This window comes from Enterobacter sp. RHBSTW-01064, from assembly GCF_014103035.1.
GTDB lineage: Bacteria > Pseudomonadota > Gammaproteobacteria > Enterobacterales > Enterobacteriaceae > Enterobacter > Enterobacter mori.
In genome coordinates this window covers 133,335-159,879 of sequence record NZ_JABXOU010000005.1, presented here as the reverse complement: position 1 = coordinate 159,879, position 26,545 = coordinate 133,335, and the positions used below count along the sequence as shown (strand labels likewise).

The following is a 26,545-nucleotide window of genomic DNA, read 5'->3' as shown; positions in this document are numbered from 1 at the left end:
GTTTTCAGGGAGATATAACGAATAGGGGAGGACAAAAACCACAATGTCGCGAAGGGGCGGAGTGTAGCAGCTTTTGTGACGTGGCGCATAAAATATCCCTCAACATTCCCTCGACGGGAGAGTGAATCAGACATAATCTTAATCAATCGATTGATTAATTATTAATGCCGCCATGAATACGACACCCACAACGACCAAAGGTGAACAGGCCAAAAATCAGCTTATCGCCGCCGCGCTGGCGCAGTTTGGCGAGTACGGGCTGCATGCGACCACGCGCGATATTGCCGCGCTGGCCGGGCAGAACATTGCGGCGATTACCTACTATTTTGGCTCAAAAGAGGATTTATACCTCGCCTGCGCCGAGTGGATCGCCGATTTTATCGGCACGCAGTTTCACCCGCACGTTGAGGAAGCCACCGCGCTGCTCGGCCAGCCGTCGCCCGATCGCGCCGCCGTTCGCCAGCTTATTCTCAACGCCTGCCATAATATGATCCGCCTGCTGACGCACGACGATACGCTGAACCTGAGCAAGTTTATTTCCCGCGAGCAGCTCTCCCCTACGGCTGCCTACCAGCGGGTACACGATCGGGTGATCGCGCCGATGCACTCGCACCTGACCCGGCTTATCGCGGCCTATACCGGACGCGATGCACGCGACACCGAAATGATTTTGCATACCCATGCCCTGTTGGGCGAAGTACTCGCCTTCCGTCTGGGGCGGGAGACCATCCTGTTACGCACGGGCTGGACACAATTTGATGAGGATAAAGCCGAGCAGATTAGCAAGGTGATCGCCTGTCACGTCGATCTGATCCTGCAAGGCTTAACGCAAAGGAGCCTGAAGTCATGAAAAAACCTGTCGCCATCGTTCTGGTGGTTGTTGTGTTGCTTGCTGCTGGAATAGGTGGCTGGCTGTGGTATCAGAGCCAGCAGGATAAAGGCCTGACGCTGTACGGTAACGTGGATATTCGCACGGTGAACATGAGCTTCCGCGTCGGCGGACGTCTCGCCTCGCTGAGCGTTGACGAAGGCGATGCCATCAAAAGCGGGCAGACGCTGGGGATGCTGGATAAAGCGCCCTACGAGAACGCGCTGATGCAGGCCAAAGCGGGCGTATCCGTGGCTCAGGCGCAGTATGACCTGATGCTGGCAGGCTATCGCGATGAAGAGATCGCCCAGGCCGCCGCCGCCGTTAAGCAGGCGAAAGCCGCCTATGACTACGCGCAGAACTTCTACGCGCGCCAGCAGGGGCTGTGGAAAAGCCGCACCATTTCCGCTAACGATCTGGAAAATGCGCGCTCGTCCCGTGACCAGGCGCAGGCGACGCTGAAATCCGCACAGGATAAATTAAGCCAGTACCGCACCGGTAACCGCGCGCAGGATATTGCCCAGGCGAAAGCCAGCCTTGAACAGGCACAGGCGCAGCTGGCCCAGGCGGAGCTGGACCTGCGCGACACCACGTTAATCGCCCCGTCCGATGGCACGCTGATGACCCGCGCCGTGGAGCCAGGCAGCATGCTCAGCGCGGGCAGCACCGTCTTAACGCTCTCCCTGACCCACCCGGTGTGGGTGCGCGCCTACATTGACGAGCCGAACCTCGGGCAGATGCAGCCGGGCCGCGAATTGCTGCTCTATACCGATGGTCGCCCGGACAAGCCGTATCACGGCAAAGTGGGCTTTGTCTCCCCTACCGCCGAATTCACCCCGAAAACGGTTGAAACACCGGACCTGCGAACCGACCTGGTGTATCGCCTGCGCATCATCGTCACCGATGCGGACGACGCGCTGCGTCAGGGTATGCCCGTAACCGTAACAGTCAGCGACGGGGAACGACATGAATGACGCGGTTATCCAGCTCAACAATCTGGTCAAACGCTTTAAGGGAATGGACAAACCGGCCGTCGCGCCGCTGAACTGCACCATCCAGAAAGGCTACGTGACCGGGCTGGTCGGTCCGGACGGCGCGGGGAAAACTACGCTGATGCGGATGCTGGCGGGGTTGCTCAAGTCGGATGAAGGTACGGCCAGCGTGCTCGGTCTTGACCCGATAAAAGACGACGGTGCGCTCCACGCCATGCTCGGCTATATGCCGCAGAAGTTTGGCCTGTATGAAGACCTGACGGTGATGGAAAACCTGAACCTGTACGCCGATCTGCGCAGCGTCACCGGCGAAACGCGGCAGAAAACCTTCGCCCGCCTGCTGGAGTTTACCTCCCTCGGCCCGTTCACCGACCGGTTGGCCGGCAAGCTCTCCGGCGGGATGAAGCAGAAGCTGGGGCTGGCCTGTACGCTGGTCGGCGAGCCAAAGGTGCTGCTGCTGGATGAGCCCGGCGTGGGCGTTGACCCGATTTCTCGCCGTGAATTGTGGCAGATGGTGCACGAACTGGCGGGCGACGGGATGCTGATCCTCTGGAGCACCTCCTACCTCGACGAAGCGGAACAGTGCCGGGACGTGCTGCTGATGAACGAAGGTGAACTGCTTTATCAGGGCGAGCCGACGACGCTGACGCAGAGCATGGCCGGGCGCAGCTTCCTGCTGCATAGCCCGCAGGAGTCCAACCGTAAGCTGCTGCAGCGGGTTCTCAGGCTGCCGCAGGTGAGCGACGGGATGATCCAGGGCCGCTCGGTGCGCATTATTCTCAAAAAAGAGGCCACCGCCGACGATATTCGCCAGGCGCAAGGCATGCCTGAGATCGAGATAGAAGAGACCGCGCCGCGCTTTGAGGACGCGTTTATCGACCTGCTGGGCGGCGCGGGTACATCAGAGTCGCCGCTTGCCGCCATTCTGCATACGGTGGAAGGCACGCCGGGCGAAACGGTCATTGAAGCCAAATCCCTCACCAAAAAGTTCGGGGATTTCGCCGCCACCGATAACGTCAATTTCGCGGTTAAACGCGGCGAGATTTTTGGCCTGCTTGGACCAAACGGCGCGGGAAAATCGACAACCTTTAAGATGATGTGCGGCCTGCTGGTGCCGACATCCGGCAAGGCGCTGGTGCTGGATATGGATCTGAAGGTCAGCTCCGGCAAGGCGCGCCAGCATCTCGGGTATATGGCGCAGAAGTTTTCGCTGTATGGCAACCTGACGGTCGAGCAGAATCTGCGCTTTTTCTCCGGCGTGTACGGCCTGCGCGGGCGGGCGCAGAACGAAAAAATCCGCCGCATGAGCGACGCCTTCGCGTTAACCAACATTGCGTCCCACGCCACCGACGAGCTGCCGCTCGGCTTTAAGCAGCGGCTGGCGCTGGCCTGCTCGCTGATGCACGAGCCGGATATTCTGTTTCTGGATGAACCGACATCCGGGGTGGATCCCATTACCCGCCGCGAGTTCTGGCTGCACATCAACAGCATGGTGGAAAAAGGGGTCACCGTGATGGTGACCACCCACTTCATGGACGAGGCGGAGTACTGCGACCGCATCGGGCTGGTCTATCGCGGCAAGCTGATTGCCCACGGCACGCCGGACGACCTGAAAAACCAGGCCGCCGACGACGCACAGCCAGACCCGACCATGGAGCAGGCGTTTATCACCCTCATCCACGACTGGGATAAGGAGAATGCCCATGCACAGTAATGCGATTTCGTGGCGCAGGGTGCGCGCGCTATGCATTAAAGAGACGCGGCAGATCGTGCGTGACCCCAGCAGTTGGCTGATTGCGGTGGTGATCCCCCTGCTGCTGCTGTTTATCTTTGGCTACGGCATTAACCTGGACTCCAGCAAGCTGCGGGTCGGGATTTTGCTGGAGCAGCAGAGCGAGGAGGCGCTGGACTTCACTCATGCCATGACCGGCTCGCCCTACATTGACGCCACCATCAGCGACAACCGGCAGGAATTGATCCAGAAAATGCAGGCCGGGAAAATTCGCGGTCTGATCGTCATTCCGGTGGATTTCGCCGCCAATATGGCACGCGCTGAAACCGATGCGCCGATCCAGGTGATCACCGACGGCAGCGAGCCGAACACCGCGAACTTCGTGCAGGGCTACGCGGAGGGGATCTGGCAGCTCTGGCAGATGCAGCGCGCCGAAGACCGGGGCGAGACGTTTGAACCGCTGATCGACGTGCAGACGCGCTACTGGTTTAACCCCGCCGCCATCAGCCAGCACTTTATTATTCCGGGCGCGGTGACCATCATCATGACGGTAATCGGCGCGATACTGACCTCGCTGGTGATCGCCCGCGAGTGGGAGCGCGGCACCATGGAGGCGCTGCTCTCTACCGAAGTCACGCGCGTCGAGCTGCTACTGTGCAAGCTCATCCCCTACTACTTCCTCGGCATGCTGGCGATGCTGCTCTGTATGCTTGTCGCAGTCTTTATCCTCGGCGTGCCGTATCGCGGCTCGCTGGTCGTGCTGTTCTTTATCACCAGCCTGTTTTTACTCAGCACGCTGGGCATGGGGCTGCTCATCTCCACCATCACCCGCAACCAGTTTAACGCCGCGCAGGTGGCCCTCAACGCCGCTTTCCTGCCGTCGATTATGCTCTCCGGGTTTATCTTTCAGATAGACAGTATGCCTGCGGTGATCCGCGCCGTGACCTATGTTATTCCGGCTCGCTACTTTGTGAGCACGCTGCAAAGCCTGTTCCTGGCGGGTAATATTCCAGTGGTGCTGATTATCAACACCCTGTTTTTGATGGCGTCGGCGGTGATGTTTATAGGGTTGACGTGGATGAAAACCAAACGGCGGTTAGATTAAGGAGCGCGCATGTTTCACCGTTTATGGACATTGATCCGCAAAGAGCTGCAATCCCTGCTGCGCGAGCCGCAAACCCGCGCCATTCTGGTTTTGCCGGTGCTGATCCAGGTTTTACTGTTCCCGTTTGCCGCCACCCTTGAGGTGACCAACGCCACCATCGCGATTTATAACGAAGACAACGGCAAACATTCCGTCGAGTTAACGCAGCGCTTTGCCCGCGCGAAGGCCTTTACTCACATCCTGCTGCTGAAAAGCCCGCAGGCGATCCAGCCCACCATCGACACGCAAAAAGCGCTGCTGCTGGTGCGGTTCCCGGCGGATTTCTCCCGCAATCTGGATACCTTCCAGACCGCGCCGATGCAGTTGATCCTCGACGGGCGTAACTCCAACAGCGCCCAGATCGCAGCGAACTATCTGCAGCAGGTGGTGAAGGATTACCAGCAGGAGCTGATGGAGGGCAAACCGAAGCCTAACAACAGCGAGCTGGTAGTGCGCAACTGGTACAACCCGAATCTGGACTATAAGTGGTTCGTGGTACCGTCGCTGATCGCCATGATCACGACCATCGGGGTGATGATCGTCACCTCCCTGTCCGTCGCCCGCGAGCGCGAACAGGGCACGCTGGACCAGCTGCTGGTCTCCCCGCTCGCCACCTGGCAGATTTTCGTCGGCAAAGCGGTTCCGGCGCTGATTGTCGCGACATTCCAGGCCACCATCGTGCTGGGAGTAGGTATTTGGGCCTACCAGATCCCGTTCGCCGGTTCGCTGGCGCTGTTTTACTTCACGATGGTGATTTACGGGCTGTCGCTGGTGGGGTTTGGACTGCTGATCTCGGCGCTCTGCTCGACGCAGCAGCAGGCGTTTATCGGGGTATTCGTCTTTATGATGCCCGCAATTTTGCTCTCGGGTTATGTTTCGCCCGTCGAGAATATGCCGGTGTGGCTACAGGATCTGACGTGGGTAAACCCGATTCGACACTTTACGGATATCACCAAGCAAATCTATCTGAAGGATGCGAGTCTGGACATTGTATGGGGAAGTTTGTGGCCGCTACTGGTTATCGCGGCCACGACGGGATCAGTGGCGTACGCGATGTTTAGACGCAACATTGCGTAGCTTTTTCTCTTTGGTGAGTAAAGAGACAACCGCAGGCCCTGCGAGGATTGCCAGACCCGCCAGGGCCAGCAGCAGGTTGTTTTGCAGCACGCGCGACAGCAGCCAAAGCACAATCATCGCGGCACCAAAATACCAGGTGGTGGTGAGCTCTTCGAGCAAATCACCCACTTCACGCCAGCGCGCCTCGTGGTGACGCTGTAAAAACAGCATCGACAGCACGGTGACGCCGTAAAGCACGCATAGCCCCAGACCAACATGCACCAGCGTGCCGCTCATCCAGCCCATCACCAGTACGGCCACGACCAGTAAATGCAACATTATCTGCCAGCAACTCAAACCCGTTGCGACACGAACACGTTGTTGCCACTTCATGGCTTCTCTCCTGAAGGATTTTTCTCTGCTAGTTCAGACTACCGCACTTTACGGAAAATTCCGTAACGCCGCATCTTTTTGTGACGCCGACTACACTTTATTTTCATCGGGATAGTCACCCAGGAAGGTGTTTATGACCATTAAAACGCAGCATTTCTCGCTTAAGGTGCTGACGATAAACATTCATAAGGGCTTCACAGCATTTAACCGCCGCTTCATTTTACCGGAGCTGCGCGACGCCGTTCGCACCGTCAGCGCGGACATTGTTTGCCTGCAGGAAGTGATGGGCGCGCACGAAGTGCATCCAATGCATGTCGAAAACTGGCCGGATACCCCTCACTACGAGTTTCTGGCCGATACCATGTGGAGCGATTACGCCTACGGACGCAACGCAGTTTACCCCGAAGGGCACCACGGTAATGCGGTGCTGTCGCGTTTTCCGATTGAGCACTATGAAAACCGCGACGTGTCGGTGGGCGAAAGTGAAAAACGCGGCCTGCTTTACTGTCGTATCGCGCCACCCGATCTGGAATTTCCTGTTCACGTTGGCTGCGTGCATCTTGGCCTGCGTGAAGCCCACCGTCAGGCACAGCTGCAGATGCTCGCCGAATGGAGCAATGCGCTTCCGGAAGGCGAGCCCGTGGTCATCGCCGGTGATTTCAACGACTGGCGGCAGCGCGCCAACCATCCGCTTAAGGTGAACGCCGGGCTGGAGGAGATTTTCACCCGCGCCAACGGACGCCCCGCACGCACGTTCCCGGTGCGCTTCCCCCTGCTGCGCCTTGATCGAATCTACGTCAAAAACGCCCATGCCAGCAGCCCTACCGCGCTGGCGTTACTCAACTGGCGACATTTATCAGACCATGCCCCGCTCAGCGCGGAGATCCACTTATGAAATGTACATGGCAGGAAGGAAACCGCATTACGCTGCTGGAGAATGGCGATCAATATTATCCGGCCGTGTTTAAAGCGATTGATAACGCACAGCAGAAAGTGATCCTCGAAACCTTTATCTGGTTCGAAGATGAGGTTGGCAAGCAGCTGCACAGCGTGCTGCTGCGTGCTGCCCGGCGCGGGGTCAAAATTGAAGCGCTGCTCGACGGCTATGGCTCACCGGACCTGAGCGATGAGTTCGTCAACGAACTGACCGCCGCAGGCGTGGTCTTCCGCTACTACGATCCCGGTCCCCGCTTATTTGGCATGCGCACGAACCTTTTTCGTCGGATGCACCGCAAAATTGTGGTGGTGGATGAGACGGTGGCGTTCGTCGGCGGCATTAACTACTCCGCTGAACATATGTCCGACTATGGCCCAGAAGCCAAGCAGGATTACGCGATCCGCATTGAGGGCCCGGTGGTTCAGGACATTTTATTGTTTGAGCTGGAGAACCTGCCGGGTAAAGCGGCCGTTCGCCACTGGTGGCGGCGTCGCCATCGCCCGGAGGAAAACCGACAGCCCGGCGAAGCGCAGGCGCTTTTCGTCTGGCGCGACAACGGCGAGCACCGGGATGACATTGAACGTCATTACCTGAAGATGCTGGCGAACGCGAAGCGCGAGGTGATTATCGCCAACGCTTACTTCTTCCCCGGCTACCGTATTCTGCATGCCATGCGCAATGCGGCCCGACGCGGCGTGCGGGTGAAACTGATTGTGCAGGGCGAGCCGGATATGCCGATTGTCAAAGTGGGCGCACGCCTGCTCTATAACTATCTGGTGAAAGGCGGCGTGCAGATCTACGAATATCGCCGCCGACCGCTGCACGGCAAAGTGGCGCTGATGGACGATCACTGGGCAACCGTCGGCTCCAGCAATCTCGATCCGCTGAGCCTGTCGCTGAATCTGGAAGCGAATCTGATCATTCACGATCGGCAGTTTAATCAAACCCTGCGGGATAACCTTCAGGGACTGATCGTCAATGATTGCGTGCGCGTAGATGAGTCCATGGTACCGAAACGCACCTGGTGGAACCTTGGCATTGGCGTGGTGGTGTTCCACTTCCTGCGTCATTTCCCGGCGATGGTCGGCTGGCTGCCCGCGCATACGCCAAAGCTTGCGCAGGTGGACCCGCCGGTTCAACCCGAAATGGAAACTCAGGACCGCATTGAAGCGGAAGACGGAGGGAAAACCTGATGTCGAAATCGCATCCTCGCTGGAAGCTGGCAAAGAAAATCCTCACCTGGCTGTTCTTCATCGCCGTCGCGGTACTGCTGGTGGTGTACGCGCAAAAAGTCGACTGGGAAGAGGTGTGGAAGGTCATCCGCAACTATAACCGGATGGTGCTCCTGAGCGCCATTGGGCTGGTCATCGTCAGCTACCTGATATACGGCTGCTATGACCTACTGGGCCGCGCCTACTGCGGACACAAGCTGGCAAAGCGTCAGGTGATGCTGGTGTCGTTTATCTGCTACGCCTTTAACCTGACGCTGAGCACCTGGGTCGGCGGCATTGGCATGCGCTATCGCCTTTACTCGCGCCTTGGCCTGCCGGGCGGGACCATCACGCGCATTTTCTCGTTAAGCATCACCACGAACTGGCTGGGCTATATTCTGCTCGGCGGGGTGATCTTCACCATCGGCGTGGTGCAGTTGCCCGCGCACTGGTATATCGACGAGGCCACGCTGCGCATTCTGGGCATCGTGCTGCTGCTGATCATCGCCGTGTATCTGTGGGCCTGCGCCTTTGCTAAACGCCGCCATATGACCATCAAGGGGCAAAAGCTGGTGTTGCCCTCATGGAAGTTCGCGGTGCTGCAAATGGTGGTCTCCAGCGCCAACTGGATGGCGATGGGGGCGATTATCTGGCTGTTGATTGGCGAGGACGTAAATTACTTCTTCGTGCTGGGCGTGCTGCTGGTGAGCAGTATTGCAGGCGTGATTGTGCATATCCCGGCGGGCATCGGCGTGCTGGAGGCGGTGTTTATCGCGCTGCTTGCGGGGGAGCATGTCTCTCAGGGAACGATTATCGCCGCCCTGCTGGCGTACCGCATGATCTATTACTTCCTGCCGCTGGCGCTGGCAACGGTCTGCTATCTGGTTCTGGAGAGTCGGGCGAAGAAGCTGCGGGCGAAGAACGAGAGGATGTTAGCGAAGTGAACAAGTCGGGTGGCGGCTTCCCCTTACCCGACCTACGGTTCGCGTTTCGTAGGCCGGGTAAGGCGAAGCCGCCACCCGGCAAAGCAACCTTAACGACGGTTGCCGAAAATACGCAGCAGCATCAGGAACAGGTTGATGAAGTCCAGATACAGCGTCAACGCCCCCAGAATCGAGTATTTGCGCAGGTTAGAACTGTCGCGCACGTCAATCTGCTCGCCGATGTTTTTCAGCTTCTGGGTGTCGTAGGCCGTCAAGCCAACGAAGACCACCACCCCGATGTAGGTCACAGCCCACATCAGCGCGTCACTCTTGAGCCACAGGTTCACCAGCGACGCCAGCACGATCCCAATCAGCCCCATAAACAGCATGTTGCCTAAGCCGCTCAGGTCACGTTTGGTGGTGTAACCGTACAGGCTCATCACGCCGAACATCCCGCCGGTCACCACAAAGGTGCTGGCGATGGAGGAGTAGGTGTAAACGATGAAAATACTGGAAAGCGTCAGTCCGGTTAGCGCTGAATAGAGCATAAACAGCGTGGTCGCCATTCCGGCACTCAGCTTTTGCACCAGGCCAGAAAGCACAAACACCAGCGCCAGCTGCGCGATAATCAGCCCAAAGAAGGTGATTTTGCTGGAAAAGATAAACATCATCAGTTCAGGCGTGTTCGCCGCATACCACGCGATAAACGCGGTAAGCAGCAGGCCGACCGTCATCCAGCCGTACACCTGAGCCATATACGTCTGCAGGCCGCTACGGGTCTGCTGTACTATTGAATCGGAACGCGGAAATCGGTCCATGATTCACTCCTGATTAAGATTAAGTAGACACACACGTTAAGATTAACACATCCACGTAAACCGACTACCAACGGCTGGCGGCTTGTTTATCGCTGTCGCGCGATTCCACCCAGCGGTCACCTTCCGGCGTGGCTTCACGCTTCCAGAACGGGGCTTTGGTTTTGAGATAGTCCATAATGAACTCCCCTGCCGCAAACGCACTGCCGCGGTGCGCGCTGGTCACCCCGACGAAGACAATCTCCTCGCCAGGCCACATCTCGCCAATGCGGTGAATAACCGTGATGCGGCCAAGCGGCCAGCGGCCCCGCGCCTCGTCGACAATCGCCGCCAGCGATTTCTCGGTCATCCCCGGATAGTGCTCCAGCGTCAGCGCCTTCACGCTGTCGCCGAGGTTGTTGTTGCGCACTTTGCCGGTGAAGGTCACGACCGCGCCGTCTTCATCGCGTTCCGCCAGCCAGCTGTATTCGGTCCCCACGTTAAAACGCTCGGGACTCACCAGAATTCGTGTTTCAGCCATCTTAGCCCCCTGTCACCGGCGGGAAGAAGGCCACTTCATCCCCTGCGTTCAGCGGATGGGTGAATTCAACCAGCGTCTGATTCACGGCGGCCAGCAGCTTGCCTTCCTCGAGCGCCAGCGCCCAGCGGTCGCTTTGTGCCGCCAGATGCGCGCGCAGGGCAGCGACGTTTTCGAAGGACGCATCCAGCGTCAGGCTGTCGGTATTGACCAGCTCGCGCACCTGGGCAAAAAAGAGCACCTTAATCATGGCTGTCCACCTTAAAATCACCGGATTTGCCGCCGCTTTTCGCCAGCAGGCGCACCGGGCCAATGACCATATCTTTCTGCACTGCTTTACACATATCGTAGATGGTCAGCGCGGCGACGGAGGCCGCCGTCAGGGCCTCCATCTCCACGCCGGTTTTGCCGGTTAAGCGGCAGAGTGACTCAATACGCACCCGGCTGTGCTCCGGCTGCGCCTGCAGGTTCACTTCCACCTTGCTCAGCATCAGCGGATGGCACAGCGGAATTAAGTCCCAGGTGCGTTTCGCGGCCTGAATACCGGCGATGCGCGCGGTCGCAAAGACATCACCTTTGTGGTGGCTGCCGTCGAGAATCATCGCCAGGGTTTCTGGCAGCATAGTGACGAACGCTTCCGCGCGCGCCTCGCGCACCGTTTCCGCTTTGGCGGAAACATCCACCATATGCGCTTCACCGGCGGCGTTAATGTGGGTCAGTTGTGACATAGCTTATTTCTTTAAATGGGGGTGGAAATTACACGGACGGGTACGAGCATCCAGCTGCGGGGCGATGATGTTTTCCCACGCGGTACGGCAGGCTTTGGTCGAGCCCGGCATGGCGAAAATCAGCGTGTTGTTTGCCACGCCCGCCACGGCGCGTGACTGGAGCGTGGAGGTACCAATCTCTTCAAAGGAGAGCATGCGGAACACTTCGCCGAAGCCTTCCACTTCGCGGTCGAACAGCGGGATCAGCGCTTCGGGAGTCTGATCGCCTGCGGTAAAACCGGTGCCGCCGGTAATCAACACCACCTGCACCTCATCGCTGGCGATCCACTGAGAGACCTGAGCGCGAATGGCGTAGCGGTTCTCTTTTACGATCGCTTTATCGACGATGCTATGCCCCGCCTCATGGGCCGCCTCGCGCAGCCAGTGGCCGGAGGTATCATCCTCTTCGCCACGGCGGTCGGAAACGGTAAGGATAGCAATGCGTGTCGGGATAAATTCTGCGCTTACCTGACTCATCTTCTGATTCCTTCTTAAGACTGATTACCCGCCGATGTAAGACAGGTTCTGAGTAATGCCGGTATTGCCCTGATGCAGGAAGTGGGTCTGTTTTTTATGCGTCAGCGCTTCAGAAATGCGTGCTTCAAGCGCGTCCTGCTGCGCATCGTCTTCCAGCAAATCGCGAAGGTCTACGCCGCCGTCGCCAAACAGGCAGAGATGAAGCTTGCCAACGGAGGAGACGCGCAGGCGGTTGCAGCTGGCGCAGAAGTCCTTCTCATAGGGCATGATAAGGCCTATCTCACCTTCGTAATCCGGGTGACAGAAGACCTGCGCCGGGCCGTCGCTGCGCTGGCGGATCTGGTGGATCCAGCCGCGTCTCAGCAGCGCGTCGCGCAGCACCATGCCAGAGATGTGATGACGACGGAACAGCTCGCTGCCCTCGCCGGTTTCCATCAGCTCAATAAAACGCAGTTGAATGCGGCGTGGTTTGATCCACGCCAGGAAGGTGTCCAGCTGATGATGGTTTACATCACGCATCAGCACGGTATTCACTTTGACTTTGTCGAACCCCGCAGTGAATGCGGCGTCGATGCCTTCCATCACCTGATGGAATTTGTCCTGTCCGGTAATGGCGTGGAACTGACGGGCATCGAGGCTATCTACGCTGACGTTGATCGCCGTCAGGCCCGCATCGCGCCAGTTCGCCACGTCGCGCGCCATGCGGTAACCGTTAGTGGTCACCGCAATCTGGCGGATACGTTCGTTTTCACGTACGGCGGCAATGATGTCGGGAAAATCACGACGTAAAGAGGGTTCGCCTCCGGTCAGACGCACCTTTTCGGTGCCGAGCTCAGAGAAGGCGCGCGTAACGCGGCGCACTTCATCCACGGAGAGAAAGCCGTTATTGGTGACCTTACCCGGCTTGTAGCCATCGGGCAGGCAATAGGTGCAACGGAAGTTACACACATCGGTAATCGACAGACGTAAGTAATAAAACTTACGCGCGAAAGCATCAGTAAGTTGTGAAGCCATGTACACCTTTCCAAATCGGGAGGCACAGTCATTTCTTTCTGTACCCTGGTGGCTAATTTGCCACGGCCAGGGCGCCATATCGTTCGACACAGGCGCCAAGGCTAGAGTGTATGTTTTCAAAAATGAAAACGTGGTTATAGCGATAGTAACGCGGAAATCATCACTTCGCCATTCTCGCATTTCGCTATATAATTATATATATAGCGACTTAATCGTGCATTTTCGCTACAGGATACCCAAAAACCACACTTTCACATTGATATACGTCATTTTGCATCGGCTGAGGCATCGTCTTTTAGGGGTAGTTAGGTTACTGTTACGCGATCGAACGTGATAAGGAATACCTATGCGCAATCGCACTTTTGCGGATCTTGACCGAGTGGTCGCTCTTGGCGGAGGCCACGGCCTGGGCCGCGTCATGTCCTCATTGTCGTCACTCGGGTCAAGGCTGACAGGGATAGTGACCACCACCGATAACGGCGGCTCAACGGGGCGGATCCGACGTGCCGAAGGCGGGATTGCCTGGGGAGATATGCGCAACTGTCTGAACCAGTTAATTACCGAACCGAGCGTCGCATCGGCGATGTTTGAGTACCGTTTTGGCGGTAATGGCGAACTTTCCGGGCATAACCTCGGAAATCTGATGTTAAAGGCCTTAGATCACCTGAGTGTGCGGCCTCTCGAAGCCATCAACCTGATCCGTAATCTGCTTAAAGTGGATGCATTTCTGATCCCCATGTCTGAACAACCGGTCGATTTAATGGCTATCGACGCTGAAGGGCATGAAGTTTACGGTGAGGTGAATATTGATCAGCTTATCCTGCCGCCAACGGAGCTAATGACCTATCCAAGCGTCCCCGCCACGCGCGAAGCGGTAGAAGCCATCGGTGAAGCGGATCTGATCCTGATTGGCCCTGGTAGTTTTTACACCAGCCTGATGCCGATTCTGCTGGTGAAAGAGCTGGCGCAGGCGCTGCGCCGCACCCCCGCCCCGATGGTCTACATCGGTAACCTGGGACGTGAACTGAGCCCGGCGGCGGCGAGCCTGTCGCTGGCGGACAAGCTTGATTTAATGGAGCAGTACGTCGGTAAAAAAATTATCGACGGTGTCGTGGTGGGGCCGAAGGTGGACGTATCGGGTATTGGCGACCGCGTGGTGGTGCAGGAGCCGCTAGAAGCGAGTGATATTAAGTATCGCCATGACCGTCACCTGCTGCGCGAGGCGCTGGAGAAGGCGATTCAGGCGCTGGGCTAGCAACCCCCCGGTGGCGCTGCGCTTACCGGGGCTACAAAAGACGCTAACCCCGTAGGCCCGGTAAGCGCAGCGCCACCGGGCAAAACCCACTCACGATGCCGCGATGAAAAGATCCCGCAGCTGATGAAGCTGGTCGCGGATCTGCGCCGCTTCTTCGAACTCCAGATTCTGCGCGTGCTGCATCATCTGTCCTTCCAGCTCGTGGATTTTCTGCTGCAGCGCTTTCGGCGTCAGCACGACGGTATCTTCTTCCACCACTGAGCGCGCCTTGCCGCGACCTTTCGCTTTGGTTTTGGCAATGTTCTGGCCCAGCGCCAGGATATCCACCACCTTCTTGTTCAGACCCTGCGGCGTGATGCCGTGCTCTTCGTTGTAGCGCTGCTGTTTCTCGCGGCGGCGCTCCGTTTCACCAATCGCTTTCGCCATCGATGGGGTGATTTTGTCACCGTACAGAATCGCTTTCCCGTTGACGTTACGCGCGGCGCGGCCAATGGTCTGGATCAGCGAACGCTCGGAACGCAGGAAGCCCTCTTTATCCGCATCCAGAATCGCCACCAGCGAGACTTCCGGCATATCCAGACCTTCTCGCAGCAGGTTGATCCCCACCAGCACGTCAAACTCGCCCAGACGCAGATCGCGAATAATTTCCATGCGCTCGACGGTGTCGATATCCGAGTGCAGATAACGCACCTTCTCGCCGTGCTCTTCCAGATACTCGGTCAGGTCTTCCGCCATGCGTTTGGTGAGCGTGGTCACCAGCACGCGCTCGTTGATGGCGGAACGGGCCCGAATTTCCGAGAGCAGATCGTCCACCTGAGTCGCCACCGGACGAACTTCAATAATCGGGTCGAGCAGACCCGTTGGACGCACCACCTGATCGACAACGTCGTCACCGGATTTCTCCAGCTCGTAGTTGCCCGGCGTGGCCGAGACGTAAATGGTTTGCGGCGCGAGCGCCTCAAACTCTTCAAACTTCATCGGACGGTTATCCAGCGCTGACGGCAGTCGGAATCCATACTCCACCAGCGTCTCTTTACGCGCCCGGTCACCGCGGTACATCCCGCCGATCTGCGGGATCGTCACGTGGGATTCGTCGATCACCAGCAAACCGTCTGCCGGAAGGTAATCAAACAGCGTCGGCGGCGGCTCGCCCGGCCCGCGCCCGGAGAGATAGCGCGAGTAGTTTTCAATGCCGGAGCAGTAGCCCAGCTCGTTCATCATCTCAAGGTCGAACTGGGTACGCTGGCTCAGGCGCTGCTCTTCCAGCAGCTTATTGTTCGCCAGCAGCACCTTCCGGCGCTCGGCCAGCTCCACTTTGATCTCTTCCATCGCCTGCACGATACGCTCGCGCGGCGTCACGTAGTGCGTTTTAGGGTAGATAGTGAAACGCTGGATCACCGACTCAACGTGTCCGGTCAGCGGGTCGAAGAGCGACAGGCGTTCAACCTCTTCGTCAAACAGCTCGACGCGCAGCGCCATATCGTCTGATTCCGCCGGGAAGATGTCGATCACCTCACCGCGCACGCGGAACGTCCCGCGCTGGAAGGCCTGATCGTTACGGGCATATTGCAGCTCCGCCAGACGACGGACGATGGCGCGCTGGTCGATGATCATCCCCTGCGTCAGGTGCAGCATCATCTTGAGATAGAGATCCGGATCGCCCAGGCCGTAGATCGCGGAAACCGATGCGACAACCACAACATCGCGACGCTCCAGAAGCGCCTTAGTGGCCGACAGACGCATCTGCTCAATGTGTTCGTTCACTGAGGCATCCTTCTCGATGAAGGTGTCAGAGCTCGGCACATAGGCTTCTGGCTGGTAATAATCGTAGTAGGAGACGAAATACTCCACCGCGTTGTCCGGGAAGAACTCTTTCATCTCACCATAAAGCTGCGCCGCCAGGGTTTTATTGGGTGCCAGCACCATCGTTGGGCGCTGGAGATCTGCAATCACGTTGGCGACGGTGAAGGTTTTACCTGACCCCGTCACACCTAATAGCGTCTGATGCGCCAGCCCATCTTCCAGCCCCTCTTCCAGACGGCGGATGGCCTCGGGCTGATCCCCCGAAGGACGGAAAGCAGAATTCAATTTGAACGGTTTACTCATGGGCGACAACCTGATGACGTTATAAGCGGCAGGTGAGTAATTTTACTCGTTGTTGCCAGGAATGCCAGTAAAAAACACTGGATGAAAAACCAGTAGCGTGGCAGGATATTTAGAGTAGCGCCCGGGGAATGAGCGCGATCCCGGTTGAAATGTAGACTGTGACAAAATAAAACACCAGCCTGACTCGGTTATCCCCAGAACTTTTCCTTTTTTAACATTTGTCAAGCCAGGTAATGATAGTTTTGTGGCAACGGGTGACAGTTTCATGACGGCAATTGATTTTATCTAACCATTTAATTACTAAGCGATATTTTCTAAAGCCGTGTTTCGCATCAATTCGGGCGTAACCCGCGTATTCTCTCGCTTATCGCGTGTTTTCTAACTCTAATGCACATGGTTATCCACAGGAATAGTGGATAACTGCGTCCAGCCCGTACAGACCGCCACTCGGCAAATTCCCGGTTTTTCCCACGAGGCGGCAACAAAAAATTTTTATAGCTATTTTTTGATGATAAACAGTTGAGTCATTCATAACCAACGCATGCGATCTCGCTCACAAATCCGCCATTTCACGCCCTGCACCATAATTCACCGCTTCCGGCACCGTTGATGTGCAATTCAAGGATCCGCACGACGATCCGCAGAGACCTATTCCTAAAAAAGCCCCTTTTTTAATCACTTTATGGTTTCTGGCAGGCGTTTTGCACAGTCGACTACGAGCGTCATCAATAAACATTTTTAAGGAGAGAAAGATGTTGAGTCTGCGTGCTGTGAATCAGTTTTACGGAAGCCAACATACGCTATGGAACCTGGATTTAGATTTTCCGCAAGGCATGTGTACAGGCGTCGTTGGCCTGCCGGGAATGGGCAAAACGACCCTGATGAACTGCATTACCGGAAAAGTGCCCGTCGAAAGCGGCACCATTATCTGGCATGAAGCCGGTGCGCCGCCGCGCGATTTGCTCAACCAGGCGTCAGAGCACCGTTCCATGCCGGGCATAGGCTATGTGCCGCAGGACAGACGGATCTTTTCCCAGCTGACCATTGATGAGAATTTGCATATTGCGATGCAGGCCGTGGGGAAACCCGACCCTGAGGCGAAAAGAGACGTTTACGACCTGTTTCCGGCACTCTATGCGCTGCGGCAGGCCCGCGCCAACACGCTCTCTCCGGACGACCAGTATCAGCTGGCGCTGGCCAACGCGCTGGTGAACCGCCCGCGCCTGCTGATCCTCGATGAACCCCTGCACGGCGCAGGACACAGCTTCGCCCAGAAGCTGGGGCAGCTGCTGGTGCGCTTAAATCGGGAGTTGGGTATGACGGTGTTATTAGCGGAGCAACAGCTGTCGTTTATCCGCCGGGTTGCGGAGCGTTTCTGCATGCTCTATCGCGGGCGTAACGTGGCGCAGGGCCACGTTAACGAACTGGATGACGAGCTTATCGCCCACTGGATGTCGCGGGAAGCAAGACGCTGAGGTCAAGATAACACCCGGTGTCGGCATTTTCCGCGCCGTCAGCAAGCCAGGGGATTTCCCCGAGGCACGGCGCGGGGAGCACGCGTTTGAGGGTCGCCAGATACTCCTGGTGTCGTTTCCCCGGCGCAACCACGTCGTTGGCTATCCAGCCCGCCAGACGCAGCCCGGCCTGCTGTACGGCCTGCGCCGTCAACATGGCGTGATTGATGCAGCCCAGCTTGACGCCGACGACCAGAATGACCGGAAGCTGCTCGGTCTGCACCCAGTCAGCAAAGGTGTTTTCTTCGGAAAGCGGCGTAAACCAGCCGCCAGCCCCCTCCACCAGCACCCAGTCGGCCTGGCTTTCCAGCGTCCGTAATCCGGTAGACAGGACGGCGAAATCAATCGGACGGCCTTCATCGGCGCTGATTATGTGCGGCGAGGTCGGCTCGGCAAAGGTGTACGGATTCACCGCTGAATAGGCAAGTTCAAGCGTGCTGTTGCGCTGGAGCGCCAGCGCGTCAGTGTTGCGTAACCCTTCCGCCGTCATCTCGCTGCCGGAAGCAACGGGTTTATATCCGGCGGTGTTTTTCCCAAGCTTTTGCGCCGCCTGCAGTAGCGCCGAGCTGGCAACCGTTTTGCCCACTTCCGTGTCCGTGCCGGTCACAAAATAACGTTCAGTCACGTTCGATAATCCCATGAAAAAGTTGATAAGAGAGCGGGAAATGACCCCGCTGCTGCGGCCAGGCCAGCTCCAGACGCTGCAGTTGTCCCCGGGTGAGCAGTTTTCTCTCCCGCCCGGCATGCAGATGCGTGGCCCCGATGCCCTTCAGCGAGCGCATGGCGCTGAACGCATCGCTAAAATTGAGGGTGATGGTCTGTACCGTGCTGCGATAGCGCCAGCCTGCCAGCGCCTGCGTCACCTGTTCATGCGATAAAAAGCGGTTAGCGTGCGGCTGCTCATCCACCGCTTTCCACGCCTGGTTCAGCTCAGGCAACGAGCTTTCCAGCAAGGTGGTAAAGGCCACCTTCCCGCCCGGTCGCGCCATGCGATAAAGCTCGCGTAAGGCCTGTGGCAGGCTGCTGCACCACTGGACCGCCAGATGACTCCAGACCAGATCGAACTGCGCATCCGCCAGCGGAATCGCCTCGATATCGGCCAGCAGATAGCAATCCGCTGCCTGCCTCTGACGCGCCTCGTCGAGCATCAGGTCTGAGAGGTCGATAGCCGTGACCTGGCTTCCCGCCCCGCGCCAGTAGCGGCTGTTGCTGCCGGGACCACAGCCGGCGTCCAGCACCTGCGGAAAACGGTTCTCGCCAAGCGCGGCCAGAAGCCCCTGCGCGCTCTGACGCTGTAGCTCATCGTGCTGCGAATAGCTCTGCGCGGCCCGGCCAAATGCCGCCGCAACGGCCTGTTTATTCACCGGCAACATGGAGCGCCTCCAGCAGCGTCTGGATATCCCGTGCTTCATGCGCCGCCGTCAGGGTTAAGCGCAGCCGCGCGGTACCCGGCGGGACCGTTGGCGGGCGGATGGCGGTCACCCAGATGCCGCGCTCGCGCAGCGTCTGTGCCAGCGCCAGCGCGCGGCCGTTTTCGCCGACAATCACCGGCTGGATAGCGCTCTGCGAATCGGGACTGTGGAAGGGCAGCGCCGCTAACCCCTGACGGAAGCATGAGATATGCTCTGCCAGCCGCTGGCGACGTTCATCCCCTTCTGCGCTGCGGATCACCGCCAGCGACGCAGACAGCGCCACGGCCTGCGCCGGAGGCATGCTGGTGCTGTAGATCAGGTGTCGGGCAAACTGCAGCAGATAGTCAGCGACCGAATCGCTGCACAGCACGGCGGCACCGCTGACGCCAAAGCCCTTGCCGAAGGTGACAATCAGCAGTTCCGGCTTCACGTTTTGCTGATGCGCGCTGCCGCGCCCTTCGTCGCCCATCACGCCAATACCGTGGGCATCGTCCACCAGCAGCCAGGCGTTTTGCCGTTTTGCGGCCTCGTGCAGCGCGGCAAGCGGCGCGCTGTCGCCGTCCATGCTGAACACCCCTTCCGTGACTGCCAGCAGCTGTCCGTCGCAGGGTTTATCCAGCAGCGCGGCGAGCTGCCCCGCATCGTTATGGGCAAAGCGGCGCAGCTGTGCCGGGCTTAAATTTGCCGCCTCCAGCAGCGAGGCGTGGCTCAGGCGGTCAGCGACAATGCGGTCCTCTTTTTCCATCAGCGCGGTAATAACCGCCTGATTCGCGGCAAAGCCGGAGATAAAGAGCAGCGCGCGCGGGTAGCCGAGCCAGTCGGCAAGCTCTTCCTCCAGCGTCTGATGCGCCGCGGTGTATCCGCTGACGTGTCCCGAGCCGCCGCTGCCCACGCCAAACCGCTCCGCGCCCTGCTGCCAGGCGCGAATGATGGCCGGATGCTGGCTCAGCCCGAGATAGTCGTTGCTGGAGAAATTACAAAACTGCCGCCCCTCGCGGGTAAGAAAACGGCCCGCGCCGTTTTCCACCACCCTGCGAACGCGAAACGCCTCTGCCGCCCGGCGTTCGTCCAGCGCGGTATGTATTCGTGCCTGCCAGGTCATACGGCTGCCGCGTTGTAGAACTGGTCGGTGTCGGCGTTAAAAATCTGCTGCTCCAGCTGCTGCTGTTGCTCGTTATCGCCCGTCAGCACCTCGGTCTGGTGCGGGTTGAGCCCCAGCTTGCGGAACAGCTGAACGTCTTTGTCCTCTTCCGGGTTCGGCGTGGTCAGCAGCTTGCAGCCGTAGAAGATGGAGTTGGCTCCGGCCATAAAGCACATGGCCTGAGTTTGCTCACTCATCTGCTCGCGACCGGCGGAGAGGCGCACGAAAGAGGTCGGCATCATGATGCGCGCCACCGCGATGGTGCGAATAAAATCAAACGCATCCACGTCGTCGTTGTCCGCCATCGGCGTGCCCTTAACCTTCACCAGCATGTTGATCGGCACACTTTCCGGCGGAGTCGGCAGGTTCGCCAGCTGCAGCAGCAGGCCCGCGCGGTCTTTCACCGTTTCGCCTAAGCCCACGATACCGCCGGAGCAGACCTTGATCCCCGCGTCACGCACTTTATCCAGCGTATCCAGACGCTCCTGATAGGTACGGGTGGTGATGACGTTGCCGTAAAACTCCGGCGAGGTGTCGAGGTTGTGGTTGTAGTAGTCCAGCCCCGCCGCGGAAAGGCGCTGCGCCTGCTCGTCGTTCAGCGTACCGAGCGTCATACAGGCTTCGAGGCCCATCTCCTTCACGCCCTTCACCATCTGCTCCAGATACGGCATGTCGCGGTCGTGCGGGTTCTTCCACGCCGCGCCCATGCAGAAGCGGGTCGAGCCAGCGTTTTTCGCCTTGCGCGCCGAGTCGAGCACCTGCTCCACTTCCATCAGCCGTTCGGATTCCAGGCCAGTTTTGTAGCGCGCGCTCTGCGGGCAATATTTGCAGTCTTCGGGACAGGCACCGGTCTTGATCGACAGCAGCGTGCTGACCTGAACATGGCGTGGATCGAAGTGCTGACGATGCACCTGCTGCGCTTCGAACATCAGCTCAAGGAAAGGTTTGTTGAATAATTCAGTGACTTGCGACATCGTCCAGCGTGCGTGGTGAGCCATTGGGCTTCTCCAAAGGGTTTTGTTAATTTTCGGTTCGGTTTATACTCGTAAACCTAAAACTTTTCAAAATGGTTTACAAGTCGATTATGACCCAGGACGATCTCGCCTTCGACAAGCAGCATATCTGGCACCCTTACACCTCCACCACCCGCCCTCTTCCCGTCTATCCGGTGGCCTCGGCCCACGGCTGCGAGCTGCATCTCGCTAGCGGCGAACGGCTCGTTGACGGGATGTCCTCCTGGTGGGCGGCCATTCACGGGTACAACCACCCGCGCCTGAATGCGGCGATGAAGGCGCAGATTGACCAGATGTCGCACGTGATGTTTGGCGGGATAACCCATCAGCCCGCGGTGGATTTATGCCGTCGCCTGGTGGCGATGACGCCTGAATCGCTGGAGTGCGTGTTCCTGGCCGATTCCGGCTCCGTGGCGGTGGAGGTGGCGATGAAAATGGCGCTGCAGTACTGGCATGCGTTGGGCGAAACGCGCCAGCGGTTCCTCACCTTCCGCAACGGCTATCACGGGGATACCTTCGGGGCGATGTCGGTGTGCGATCCGGATAACTCCATGCACAGCCTGTGGAAGGGCTATCTGCCGGAAAACCTGTTTGCCCCGGCCCCTCAGAGCCGCTTCGACGGCGAGTGGAACGAGATGGACATGGTCGGCTTCGCGCGGCTGATGGCGGCGCATCGTCACGAGATTGCTGCCGTCATTCTTGAACCTATCGTGCAGGGCGCAGGCGGAATGCGGATGTACCATCCGGAGTGGCTAAAACGTATTCGCAAGATGTGCGACCGCGAAGGCATTCTGCTGATTGCCGATGAGATCGCCACCGGCTTTGGCCGCACCGGCAGGCTGTTTGCCTGCGAGCATGCGGGCATTGCGCCGGATATTCTGTGTCTGGGTAAAGCGCTGACCGGCGGCACCATGACGCTCTCCGCCACGCTCACGACCCGTCACGTTGCCGACACCATCAGCGACGGCGAGGCGGGCTGCTTTATGCACGGCCCGACGTTTATGGGCAACCCGCTGGCCTGCGCCGTCGCAAGCGAAAGTCTCGCCATTCTGGAGAGCGGCGAGTGGCAGAAGCAGGTTGCGGCAATTGAGGCGCAGCTGAAAGAGGATCTGAGCGCCGCCTCGGGCGCGAATTTCGTGGCGGACGTGCGCGTGCTGGGTGCCATCGGCGTGATTGAAACCACCCATCCGGTGAATATGGCGGCGCTGCAGCGCTTCTTCGTTGAGCAGGGCGTCTGGGTGCGCCCGTTCGGCAAGCTTATCTATCTGATGCCGCCGTACAGCATCACGCCAGAGCAGCTGCGTAAATTAACCGACGCGGTCGTTACAGCCGTTAACATTCCCGCGCATTTCACGATTTGACCCCATGCGTTACACTTCCTGAACGAGTGATTAACGAGGGTAAACCGTATGAAAATCATCAGTAAAGATCTGCGCGACGGTGAAAAGCTGCCGGAACGTCACGTATTCAACGGCATGGGGTATCAGGGAGACAATATCTCCCCGCACCTGGCGTGGGACGAGGTTCCGGCCGGAACCAAAAGCTTTGTCGTGACCTGCTACGACCCGGACGCGCCGACCGGCTCCGGCTGGTGGCACTGGATCGTGGCGAACCTGCCTGCCGACACGCGCGTCCTGCCGCAGGGCTCCGGCTCTGACCTGGTTGCCCTGCCTGAAGGTGCCATTCAGACGCGCACCGACTTTGGTAAAGCGGGCTACGGCGGCGCAGCGCCGCCAAAAGGGGAAACTCACCGCTATATCTTCACTGTGCACGCGCTGGATGTGGACAAGATTGAGGTGGATGAAGGGGCGAGCGGCGCGATGGTCGGGTTTAACGTGCATTTCCATTCGCTGGGGAGCGCGTCGATTACGGCGATGTATTCATAAAAAAAAGCCGGGTGGCGGCTACGCCTTACCCGGCCTACATTTCGCACTCGTAGGCCCGGTAAGCGCAGCGCCACCGGGCAAAAAATCACAGCACCGAAGGTAACAACCCCACCAGCCGCCCTTCTTCCAGAAGCTGCATCGCCTTATCAATATCCGGCGCAAAGAAGCGGTCGTCATCGTAGTGCGATACATACTCACGCAGCGCATGACGCGCCTGCTCCAGCAGCGGACTGGATTTAAGCCCTTCTCGCAGGTCGATACCCTGACTTGCCGCCAGCCATTCCACCGCCAGCACGCCGCGGGTGTTGGCGGCCATTTCCCACAGACGACGCCCGGCAGCCGGTGCCATCGAAACGTGATCTTCCTGGTTCGCTGACGTTGGCAGGCTGTCCACGCTGTGCGGGTGCGACAGGGCTTTGTTCTCGCTCGCCAGCGCCGCAGCGGTCACCTGGGCAATCATAAAGCCCGAGTTGACCCCGCCGTTACGCACCAGGAACGGTGGCAGCTGGGACATATGTTTATCCATCATCAGCGCAATGCGACGCTCGGACAACGCGCCGACTTCGGCAATCGCCAGCGCGAGATTATCCGCCGCCATCGCCACCGGCTCGGCGTGGAAGTTGCCTCCGGAAATAACCTCGTTTTCCTCGGCGAACACCAGCGGGTTATCGGACACCGCGTTGGCTTCGACCAGCAGCACCTCGGCCGCCTGGCGCAGCTGCGTCAGGCACGCGCCCATCACCTGCGGCTGGCAGCGCAGGGAATACGGATCCTGCACCTTTTCGCAGTTATGGTGTGAATCGGCAATTTCGCTGGTGTCGGTAAGCACGTGACGGTACATCGCGGCGGCATCAATCTGCCCGCGCTGACCGCGCACCTCGTGGATGCGGGCATCGAACGGACGACGCGAGCCCAGCACGGCTTCAGTGGTCAGCGCACCGCACACCACCGCCGAGGCAAACAAATCTTCCGCTTCAAACAGGCCGCGCAGAGCGAAAGCGGTCGATGCCTGGGTGCCGTTCAGCAGCGCCAGTCCTTCTTTCGCCGCCAGCGTAATGGGCGTTAATCCGGCTTTTTTCAGCGCCTCTTTCGCAGGAAGCCACTCGCCCTGCCAGCGCGCTTTGCCTTCACCCAGCAGCAGCAGGGACATGTGCGCCAGCGGCGCGAGATCGCCAGATGCCCCAACTGAGCCTTTCGCCGGGATCCACGGATAGACTTCCGCATTGACCAGCGCCATCAGCGCCTGAATGACGCTCAGGCGAATGCCGGAGAAACCGCGCGCCAGGCTGTTAATTTTGAGCACCATCATCAGACGGACAATTTCATCGTCCAGCGGCTGGCCGACGCCCGCCGCATGCGACAGCACCAGCGAACGCTGTAAGTTTTCCAGATCCTGTGTCGCGATGCGGGTCTGTGCCAGCAGGCCAAAGCCGGTGTTGATCCCGTAGGCGGTGCGCCCTTCGGCGACGATGGCTTCGACGCAGGCCACGCTGTCGTTAATGGCGGCGTGGGCGCTTTCATCCAGCGAAAGGGTGACAGGATTGCGCCAGACGTTACGCAGCTGTTTGAGGGTCAGCGAGCCGGGAGTGAGTGTTAACGCGTTCATTAATGCTTTCCTTGTGTGGCAGGGATCATCGGCAGGTTAAGGCCCTGCTCTTTGGCACAGTCAATGGCAATCTCATAACCCGCATCCGCGTGACGCATCACGCCGGTGGCCGGGTCGTTGTGCAGCACGCGAGCGATACGCGCGGCGGCTTCGTCGGTTCCGTCACAGACGATGACCATCCCGGAATGCTGGGAGAAGCCCATCCCTACACCGCCGCCGTGGTGCAACGACACCCAGGTCGCGCCGCTGGCGGTATTCAGCAGGGCGTTCAGCAATGGCCAGTCGGAGACCGCATCCGAACCGTCGCGCATGGCTTCCGTTTCTCGGTTCGGGCTGGCAACGGAGCCGGAGTCCAGGTGGTCGCGGCCAATGACGATCGGCGCGGAAACTTCACCGCTGCGCACCATTTCGTTGAAGGCCAGGCCGAGTTTTTGACGCCACTCCAGCCCTACCCAGCAGATTCGCGCTGGTAAGCCCTGGAAGTTAATGCGCTCGCGGGCCATGTCCAGCCAGCGATGCAGGTGTTCGTCATCGGCGACGATCTCCTTCACTTTGGCGTCGGTTTTGTAGATGTCCTCCGGGTCGCCGGACAGGGCAACCCAACGGAACGGACCGATGCCGCGGCAGAACAGCGGGCGGATATAGGCCGGAACGAATCCCGGGAAGTCGAAAGCGTTATTTACGCCCATCTCTTTCGCCATCTGGCGGATGTTGTTGCCGTAATCAAAGGTCGGAATGCCCATCTGGCTAAAGGCCAGCATCGCGGAAACGTGTTCCGCCATGGCGCGTTTTGCGGCAAGCACGGTGCCTTCCGGGTCGGTTTCCGCTTTTTGCTGATATTCTTCCCACGTCCAGCCTTTTGGCAGATAGCCGTGCAGCGGGTCATGGGCGCTGGTCTGGTCGGTGACCAGATCCGGGCGCACGCCGCGGGCGACGAGCTGCGGGAGAATATCCGCCGCGTTACCGCACAGGGCAATCGACACCGCTTTGCCTTCGGACGTGTATTTTTTGATGCGCGCCAGCGCATCGTCCAGATCGGCTGCCTGTTCATCGACGTAACGGGTACGCAGACGGAAATCAATGCGGCTCTGCTGGCACTCAATGTTCAGCGAGCACGCACCGGCAAGCGTGGCGGCCAGCGGCTGCGCGCCGCCCATGCCGCCGAGACCGGCGGTTAGCACCCAGCGGCCTTTCAGCGAGCCGTTATAGTGCTGGCGACCGGCTTCCACGAAGGTTTCGTATGTGCCCTGCACAATCCCCTGGCTGCCGATGTAGATCCAGCTCCCGGCGGTCATCTGGCCATACATCGCCAGCCCTTTCGCATCAAGCTCGTTGAAGTGTTCCCAGGTGGCCCAGTGCGGCACGAGGTTAGAGTTGGCGATCAGCACGCGCGGCGCGTTTTTGTGCGTTTTAAATACGCCTACCGGCTTGCCGGACTGCACCAGCAGAGTTTCGTCAGTTTCAAGGTTGGTGAGGGACTCGACAATGGCGTCATAGCACTCCCAGTTGCGCGCGGCGCGGCCAATGCCGCCGTAGACCACCAGCTCGTGGGGATTTTCCGCTACCTCAGGATCAAGATTGTTCATTAACATGCGCAGCGGTGCTTCGGTGAGCCAGCTTTTGGCGGTAAGCGTGGTGCCGCGCGGCGCGCGAACGTCCTGCTGGCGGTATTTACCTGACGACATTGTGTGCTCCTCATACGGGACAGATGATGCATTAAGATATACTTGTATAGACAAGCACACACAAGGTCAGATTTAACAAAA

The 26,545-nt window shown here is 58.8% G+C and carries 26 protein-coding genes and 1 riboswitch; of the genes, 12 read left to right on the top strand and 14 right to left on the bottom strand.

Translation table 11 applies throughout. The features are described 5' to 3' along the window. The first annotated feature begins 172 nt into the window (after window positions 1–172). From cecR to HV355_RS16160, 5 genes are read left to right on the top strand one after another with little or no spacing between them, the layout of a single operon-like run. A complete protein-coding gene (gene cecR, locus HV355_RS16180) occupies window positions 173–850 on the top strand; it encodes a transcriptional regulator CecR (RefSeq protein ID WP_182402643.1) in 678 nt (225 codons plus the stop codon). Further along, window positions 847–1,842 carry a secretion protein HlyD gene (hlyD, locus tag HV355_RS16175; protein ID WP_182402641.1) on the top strand — a complete coding sequence of 332 codons (996 nt, stop codon included), beginning with the start codon at window positions 847–849 and terminating at the stop codon, window positions 1,840–1,842. Before cecR ends, hlyD begins: the two co-directional genes overlap by 4 nt. After that, window positions 1,835–3,574, top strand: coding sequence for an ATP-binding cassette domain-containing protein (locus HV355_RS16170; RefSeq protein ID WP_182402639.1), 1,740 nt, complete (start codon window positions 1,835–1,837; stop codon window positions 3,572–3,574). The genes hlyD and HV355_RS16170 overlap by 8 nt, the downstream gene beginning before the upstream one ends. Beyond that, a complete protein-coding gene (locus HV355_RS16165) occupies window positions 3,564–4,697 on the top strand; it encodes an ABC transporter permease (RefSeq protein WP_148399821.1) in 1,134 nt (377 codons plus the stop codon). The genes HV355_RS16170 and HV355_RS16165 overlap by 11 nt, the downstream gene beginning before the upstream one ends. Window positions 4,698–4,706: 9 nt before the next feature. Continuing rightward, window positions 4,707–5,813 carry an ABC transporter permease gene (locus HV355_RS16160; protein ID WP_042715003.1) on the top strand — a complete coding sequence of 369 codons (1,107 nt, stop codon included), beginning with the start codon at window positions 4,707–4,709 and terminating at the stop codon, window positions 5,811–5,813. On the opposite strand, the gene HV355_RS16155 is transcribed toward HV355_RS16160, so the two are convergent. Next, entirely contained in the window at window positions 5,775–6,185 is a 411-nt protein-coding gene (locus tag HV355_RS16155; RefSeq protein ID WP_126815587.1) for a YbhQ family protein, read from the bottom strand. The genes HV355_RS16160 and HV355_RS16155 overlap by 39 nt on opposite strands. 133 nt (window positions 6,186–6,318) lie before the next feature. Here HV355_RS16155 and HV355_RS16150 point away from each other — a divergent pair, with 133 nt between their 5' ends. From HV355_RS16150 to HV355_RS16140, 3 genes are read left to right on the top strand one after another with little or no spacing between them, the layout of a single operon-like run. After that, window positions 6,319–7,080: an endonuclease/exonuclease/phosphatase family protein gene (locus HV355_RS16150; protein ID WP_182402637.1), complete on the top strand. Its 762-nt coding sequence runs from the start codon at window positions 6,319–6,321 to the stop codon at window positions 7,078–7,080. Continuing rightward, window positions 7,077–8,315 carry a cardiolipin synthase ClsB gene (gene clsB, locus HV355_RS16145; protein ID WP_182402635.1) on the top strand — a complete coding sequence of 413 codons (1,239 nt, stop codon included), beginning with the start codon at window positions 7,077–7,079 and terminating at the stop codon, window positions 8,313–8,315. Before HV355_RS16150 ends, clsB begins: the two co-directional genes overlap by 4 nt. Next, window positions 8,315–9,277: a YbhN family protein gene (locus HV355_RS16140; protein ID WP_182402633.1), complete on the top strand. Its 963-nt coding sequence runs from the start codon at window positions 8,315–8,317 to the stop codon at window positions 9,275–9,277. The genes clsB and HV355_RS16140 overlap by 1 nt, the downstream gene beginning before the upstream one ends. An 89-nt stretch (window positions 9,278–9,366) precedes the next feature. Here the strand turns inward: HV355_RS16140 and HV355_RS16135 are convergent, their stop codons facing one another. The 6 genes from HV355_RS16135 to moaA form a co-directional block, all read right to left on the bottom strand. Next, on the bottom strand, window positions 9,367–10,074 hold the full coding sequence (locus HV355_RS16135) for a Bax inhibitor-1/YccA family protein (RefSeq protein ID WP_010428846.1): 708 nt from the start codon (window positions 10,072–10,074) through the stop codon (window positions 9,367–9,369). 64 nt (window positions 10,075–10,138) lie between these two features. Next, complete coding sequence (gene moaE / locus HV355_RS16130; RefSeq protein ID WP_182402631.1) at window positions 10,139–10,591, bottom strand: molybdopterin synthase catalytic subunit MoaE; 453 nt, start codon at window positions 10,589–10,591, stop codon at window positions 10,139–10,141. Between the two features lies 1 nt (window position 10,592). Then, window positions 10,593–10,838, bottom strand: a complete 246-nt coding sequence (moaD, locus tag HV355_RS16125) for a molybdopterin synthase sulfur carrier subunit (protein ID WP_042719364.1) — start codon at window positions 10,836–10,838, stop codon at window positions 10,593–10,595. Further along, complete coding sequence (moaC, locus tag HV355_RS16120) at window positions 10,831–11,316, bottom strand: cyclic pyranopterin monophosphate synthase MoaC (RefSeq protein ID WP_089598948.1); 486 nt, start codon at window positions 11,314–11,316, stop codon at window positions 10,831–10,833. Before moaC ends, moaD begins: the two co-directional genes overlap by 8 nt. Window positions 11,317–11,319: 3 nt before the next feature. Further along, window positions 11,320–11,832, bottom strand: a complete 513-nt coding sequence (moaB, locus tag HV355_RS16115; protein ID WP_182402628.1) for a molybdenum cofactor biosynthesis protein B — start codon at window positions 11,830–11,832, stop codon at window positions 11,320–11,322. Window positions 11,833–11,856: 24 nt separating this feature from the next. After that, window positions 11,857–12,846 carry a GTP 3',8-cyclase MoaA gene (gene moaA, locus HV355_RS16110; protein ID WP_100165247.1) on the bottom strand — a complete coding sequence of 330 codons (990 nt, stop codon included), beginning with the start codon at window positions 12,844–12,846 and terminating at the stop codon, window positions 11,857–11,859. Beyond that, window positions 12,834–12,967: riboswitch (molybdenum cofactor riboswitch) on the bottom strand. Its footprint overlaps the gene before it by 13 nt. 225 nt (window positions 12,968–13,192) lie before the next feature. On the opposite strand from moaA, the gene yvcK reads away from it, so the two are divergent. Continuing rightward, a complete protein-coding gene (gene yvcK / locus HV355_RS16105) occupies window positions 13,193–14,101 on the top strand; it encodes a uridine diphosphate-N-acetylglucosamine-binding protein YvcK (RefSeq protein ID WP_010428835.1) in 909 nt (302 codons plus the stop codon). Window positions 14,102–14,191: 90 nt separating this feature from the next. On the opposite strand, the gene uvrB is transcribed toward yvcK, so the two are convergent. Beyond that, the gene (gene uvrB, locus HV355_RS16100) at window positions 14,192–16,207 is read right to left on the bottom strand and encodes an excinuclease ABC subunit UvrB (protein WP_182402627.1); all 2,016 of its coding nucleotides are present in this window, start codon (window positions 16,205–16,207) and stop codon (window positions 14,192–14,194) included. 752 nt (window positions 16,208–16,959) lie between these two features. Between uvrB and HV355_RS16095 the strand changes: the two genes are divergently transcribed. Beyond that, a complete protein-coding gene (locus HV355_RS16095; protein WP_010428831.1) occupies window positions 16,960–17,682 on the top strand; it encodes an ATP-binding cassette domain-containing protein in 723 nt (240 codons plus the stop codon). Here the strand turns inward: HV355_RS16095 and bioD are convergent. Genes bioD through bioB form a run of 4 tightly spaced genes read right to left on the bottom strand, consistent with a single transcriptional unit; the run spans window position 17,645 to window position 21,272 of the window. Beyond that, window positions 17,645–18,346 (bottom strand): dethiobiotin synthase, encoded by a 702-nt coding sequence (gene bioD, locus HV355_RS16090; RefSeq protein WP_182402625.1) that lies wholly within the window; start codon window positions 18,344–18,346, stop codon window positions 17,645–17,647. The two genes, HV355_RS16095 and bioD, sit on opposite strands and share 38 nt — an antisense overlap. After that, entirely contained in the window at window positions 18,339–19,094 is a 756-nt protein-coding gene (gene bioC, locus HV355_RS16085; RefSeq protein WP_182402623.1) for a malonyl-ACP O-methyltransferase BioC, read from the bottom strand. The genes bioD and bioC overlap by 8 nt, the downstream gene beginning before the upstream one ends. Then, a complete protein-coding gene (bioF, locus tag HV355_RS16080; RefSeq protein ID WP_182402621.1) occupies window positions 19,078–20,235 on the bottom strand; it encodes an 8-amino-7-oxononanoate synthase in 1,158 nt (385 codons plus the stop codon). Before bioF ends, bioC begins: the two co-directional genes overlap by 17 nt. Further along, entirely contained in the window at window positions 20,232–21,272 is a 1,041-nt protein-coding gene (gene bioB, locus HV355_RS16075) for a biotin synthase BioB (protein ID WP_080327842.1), read from the bottom strand. The genes bioF and bioB overlap by 4 nt, the downstream gene beginning before the upstream one ends. Before the next feature lie 68 nt (window positions 21,273–21,340). Here bioB and bioA point away from each other — a divergent pair, with 68 nt between their 5' ends. Together bioA and HV355_RS16065 are read left to right on the top strand one after the other, a co-directional pair. Then, window positions 21,341–22,648: an adenosylmethionine--8-amino-7-oxononanoate transaminase gene (bioA, locus tag HV355_RS16070; RefSeq protein ID WP_182402619.1), complete on the top strand. Its 1,308-nt coding sequence runs from the start codon at window positions 21,341–21,343 to the stop codon at window positions 22,646–22,648. A 48-nt stretch (window positions 22,649–22,696) separates the two neighbouring features. After that, window positions 22,697–23,173 carry a kinase inhibitor gene (locus HV355_RS16065; RefSeq protein WP_063143124.1) on the top strand — a complete coding sequence of 159 codons (477 nt, stop codon included), beginning with the start codon at window positions 22,697–22,699 and terminating at the stop codon, window positions 23,171–23,173. A gap of 85 nt (window positions 23,174–23,258) precedes the next feature. On the opposite strand, the gene hutH is transcribed toward HV355_RS16065, so the two are convergent. Continuing rightward, on the bottom strand, window positions 23,259–24,779 hold the full coding sequence (hutH, locus tag HV355_RS16060; RefSeq protein ID WP_182402617.1) for a histidine ammonia-lyase: 1,521 nt from the start codon (window positions 24,777–24,779) through the stop codon (window positions 23,259–23,261). Next, window positions 24,779–26,464: a urocanate hydratase gene (gene hutU, locus HV355_RS16055; RefSeq protein WP_148399830.1), complete on the bottom strand. Its 1,686-nt coding sequence runs from the start codon at window positions 26,462–26,464 to the stop codon at window positions 24,779–24,781. Before hutU ends, hutH begins: the two co-directional genes overlap by 1 nt. Between the last annotated feature and the right edge of the window lie 81 nt (window positions 26,465–26,545).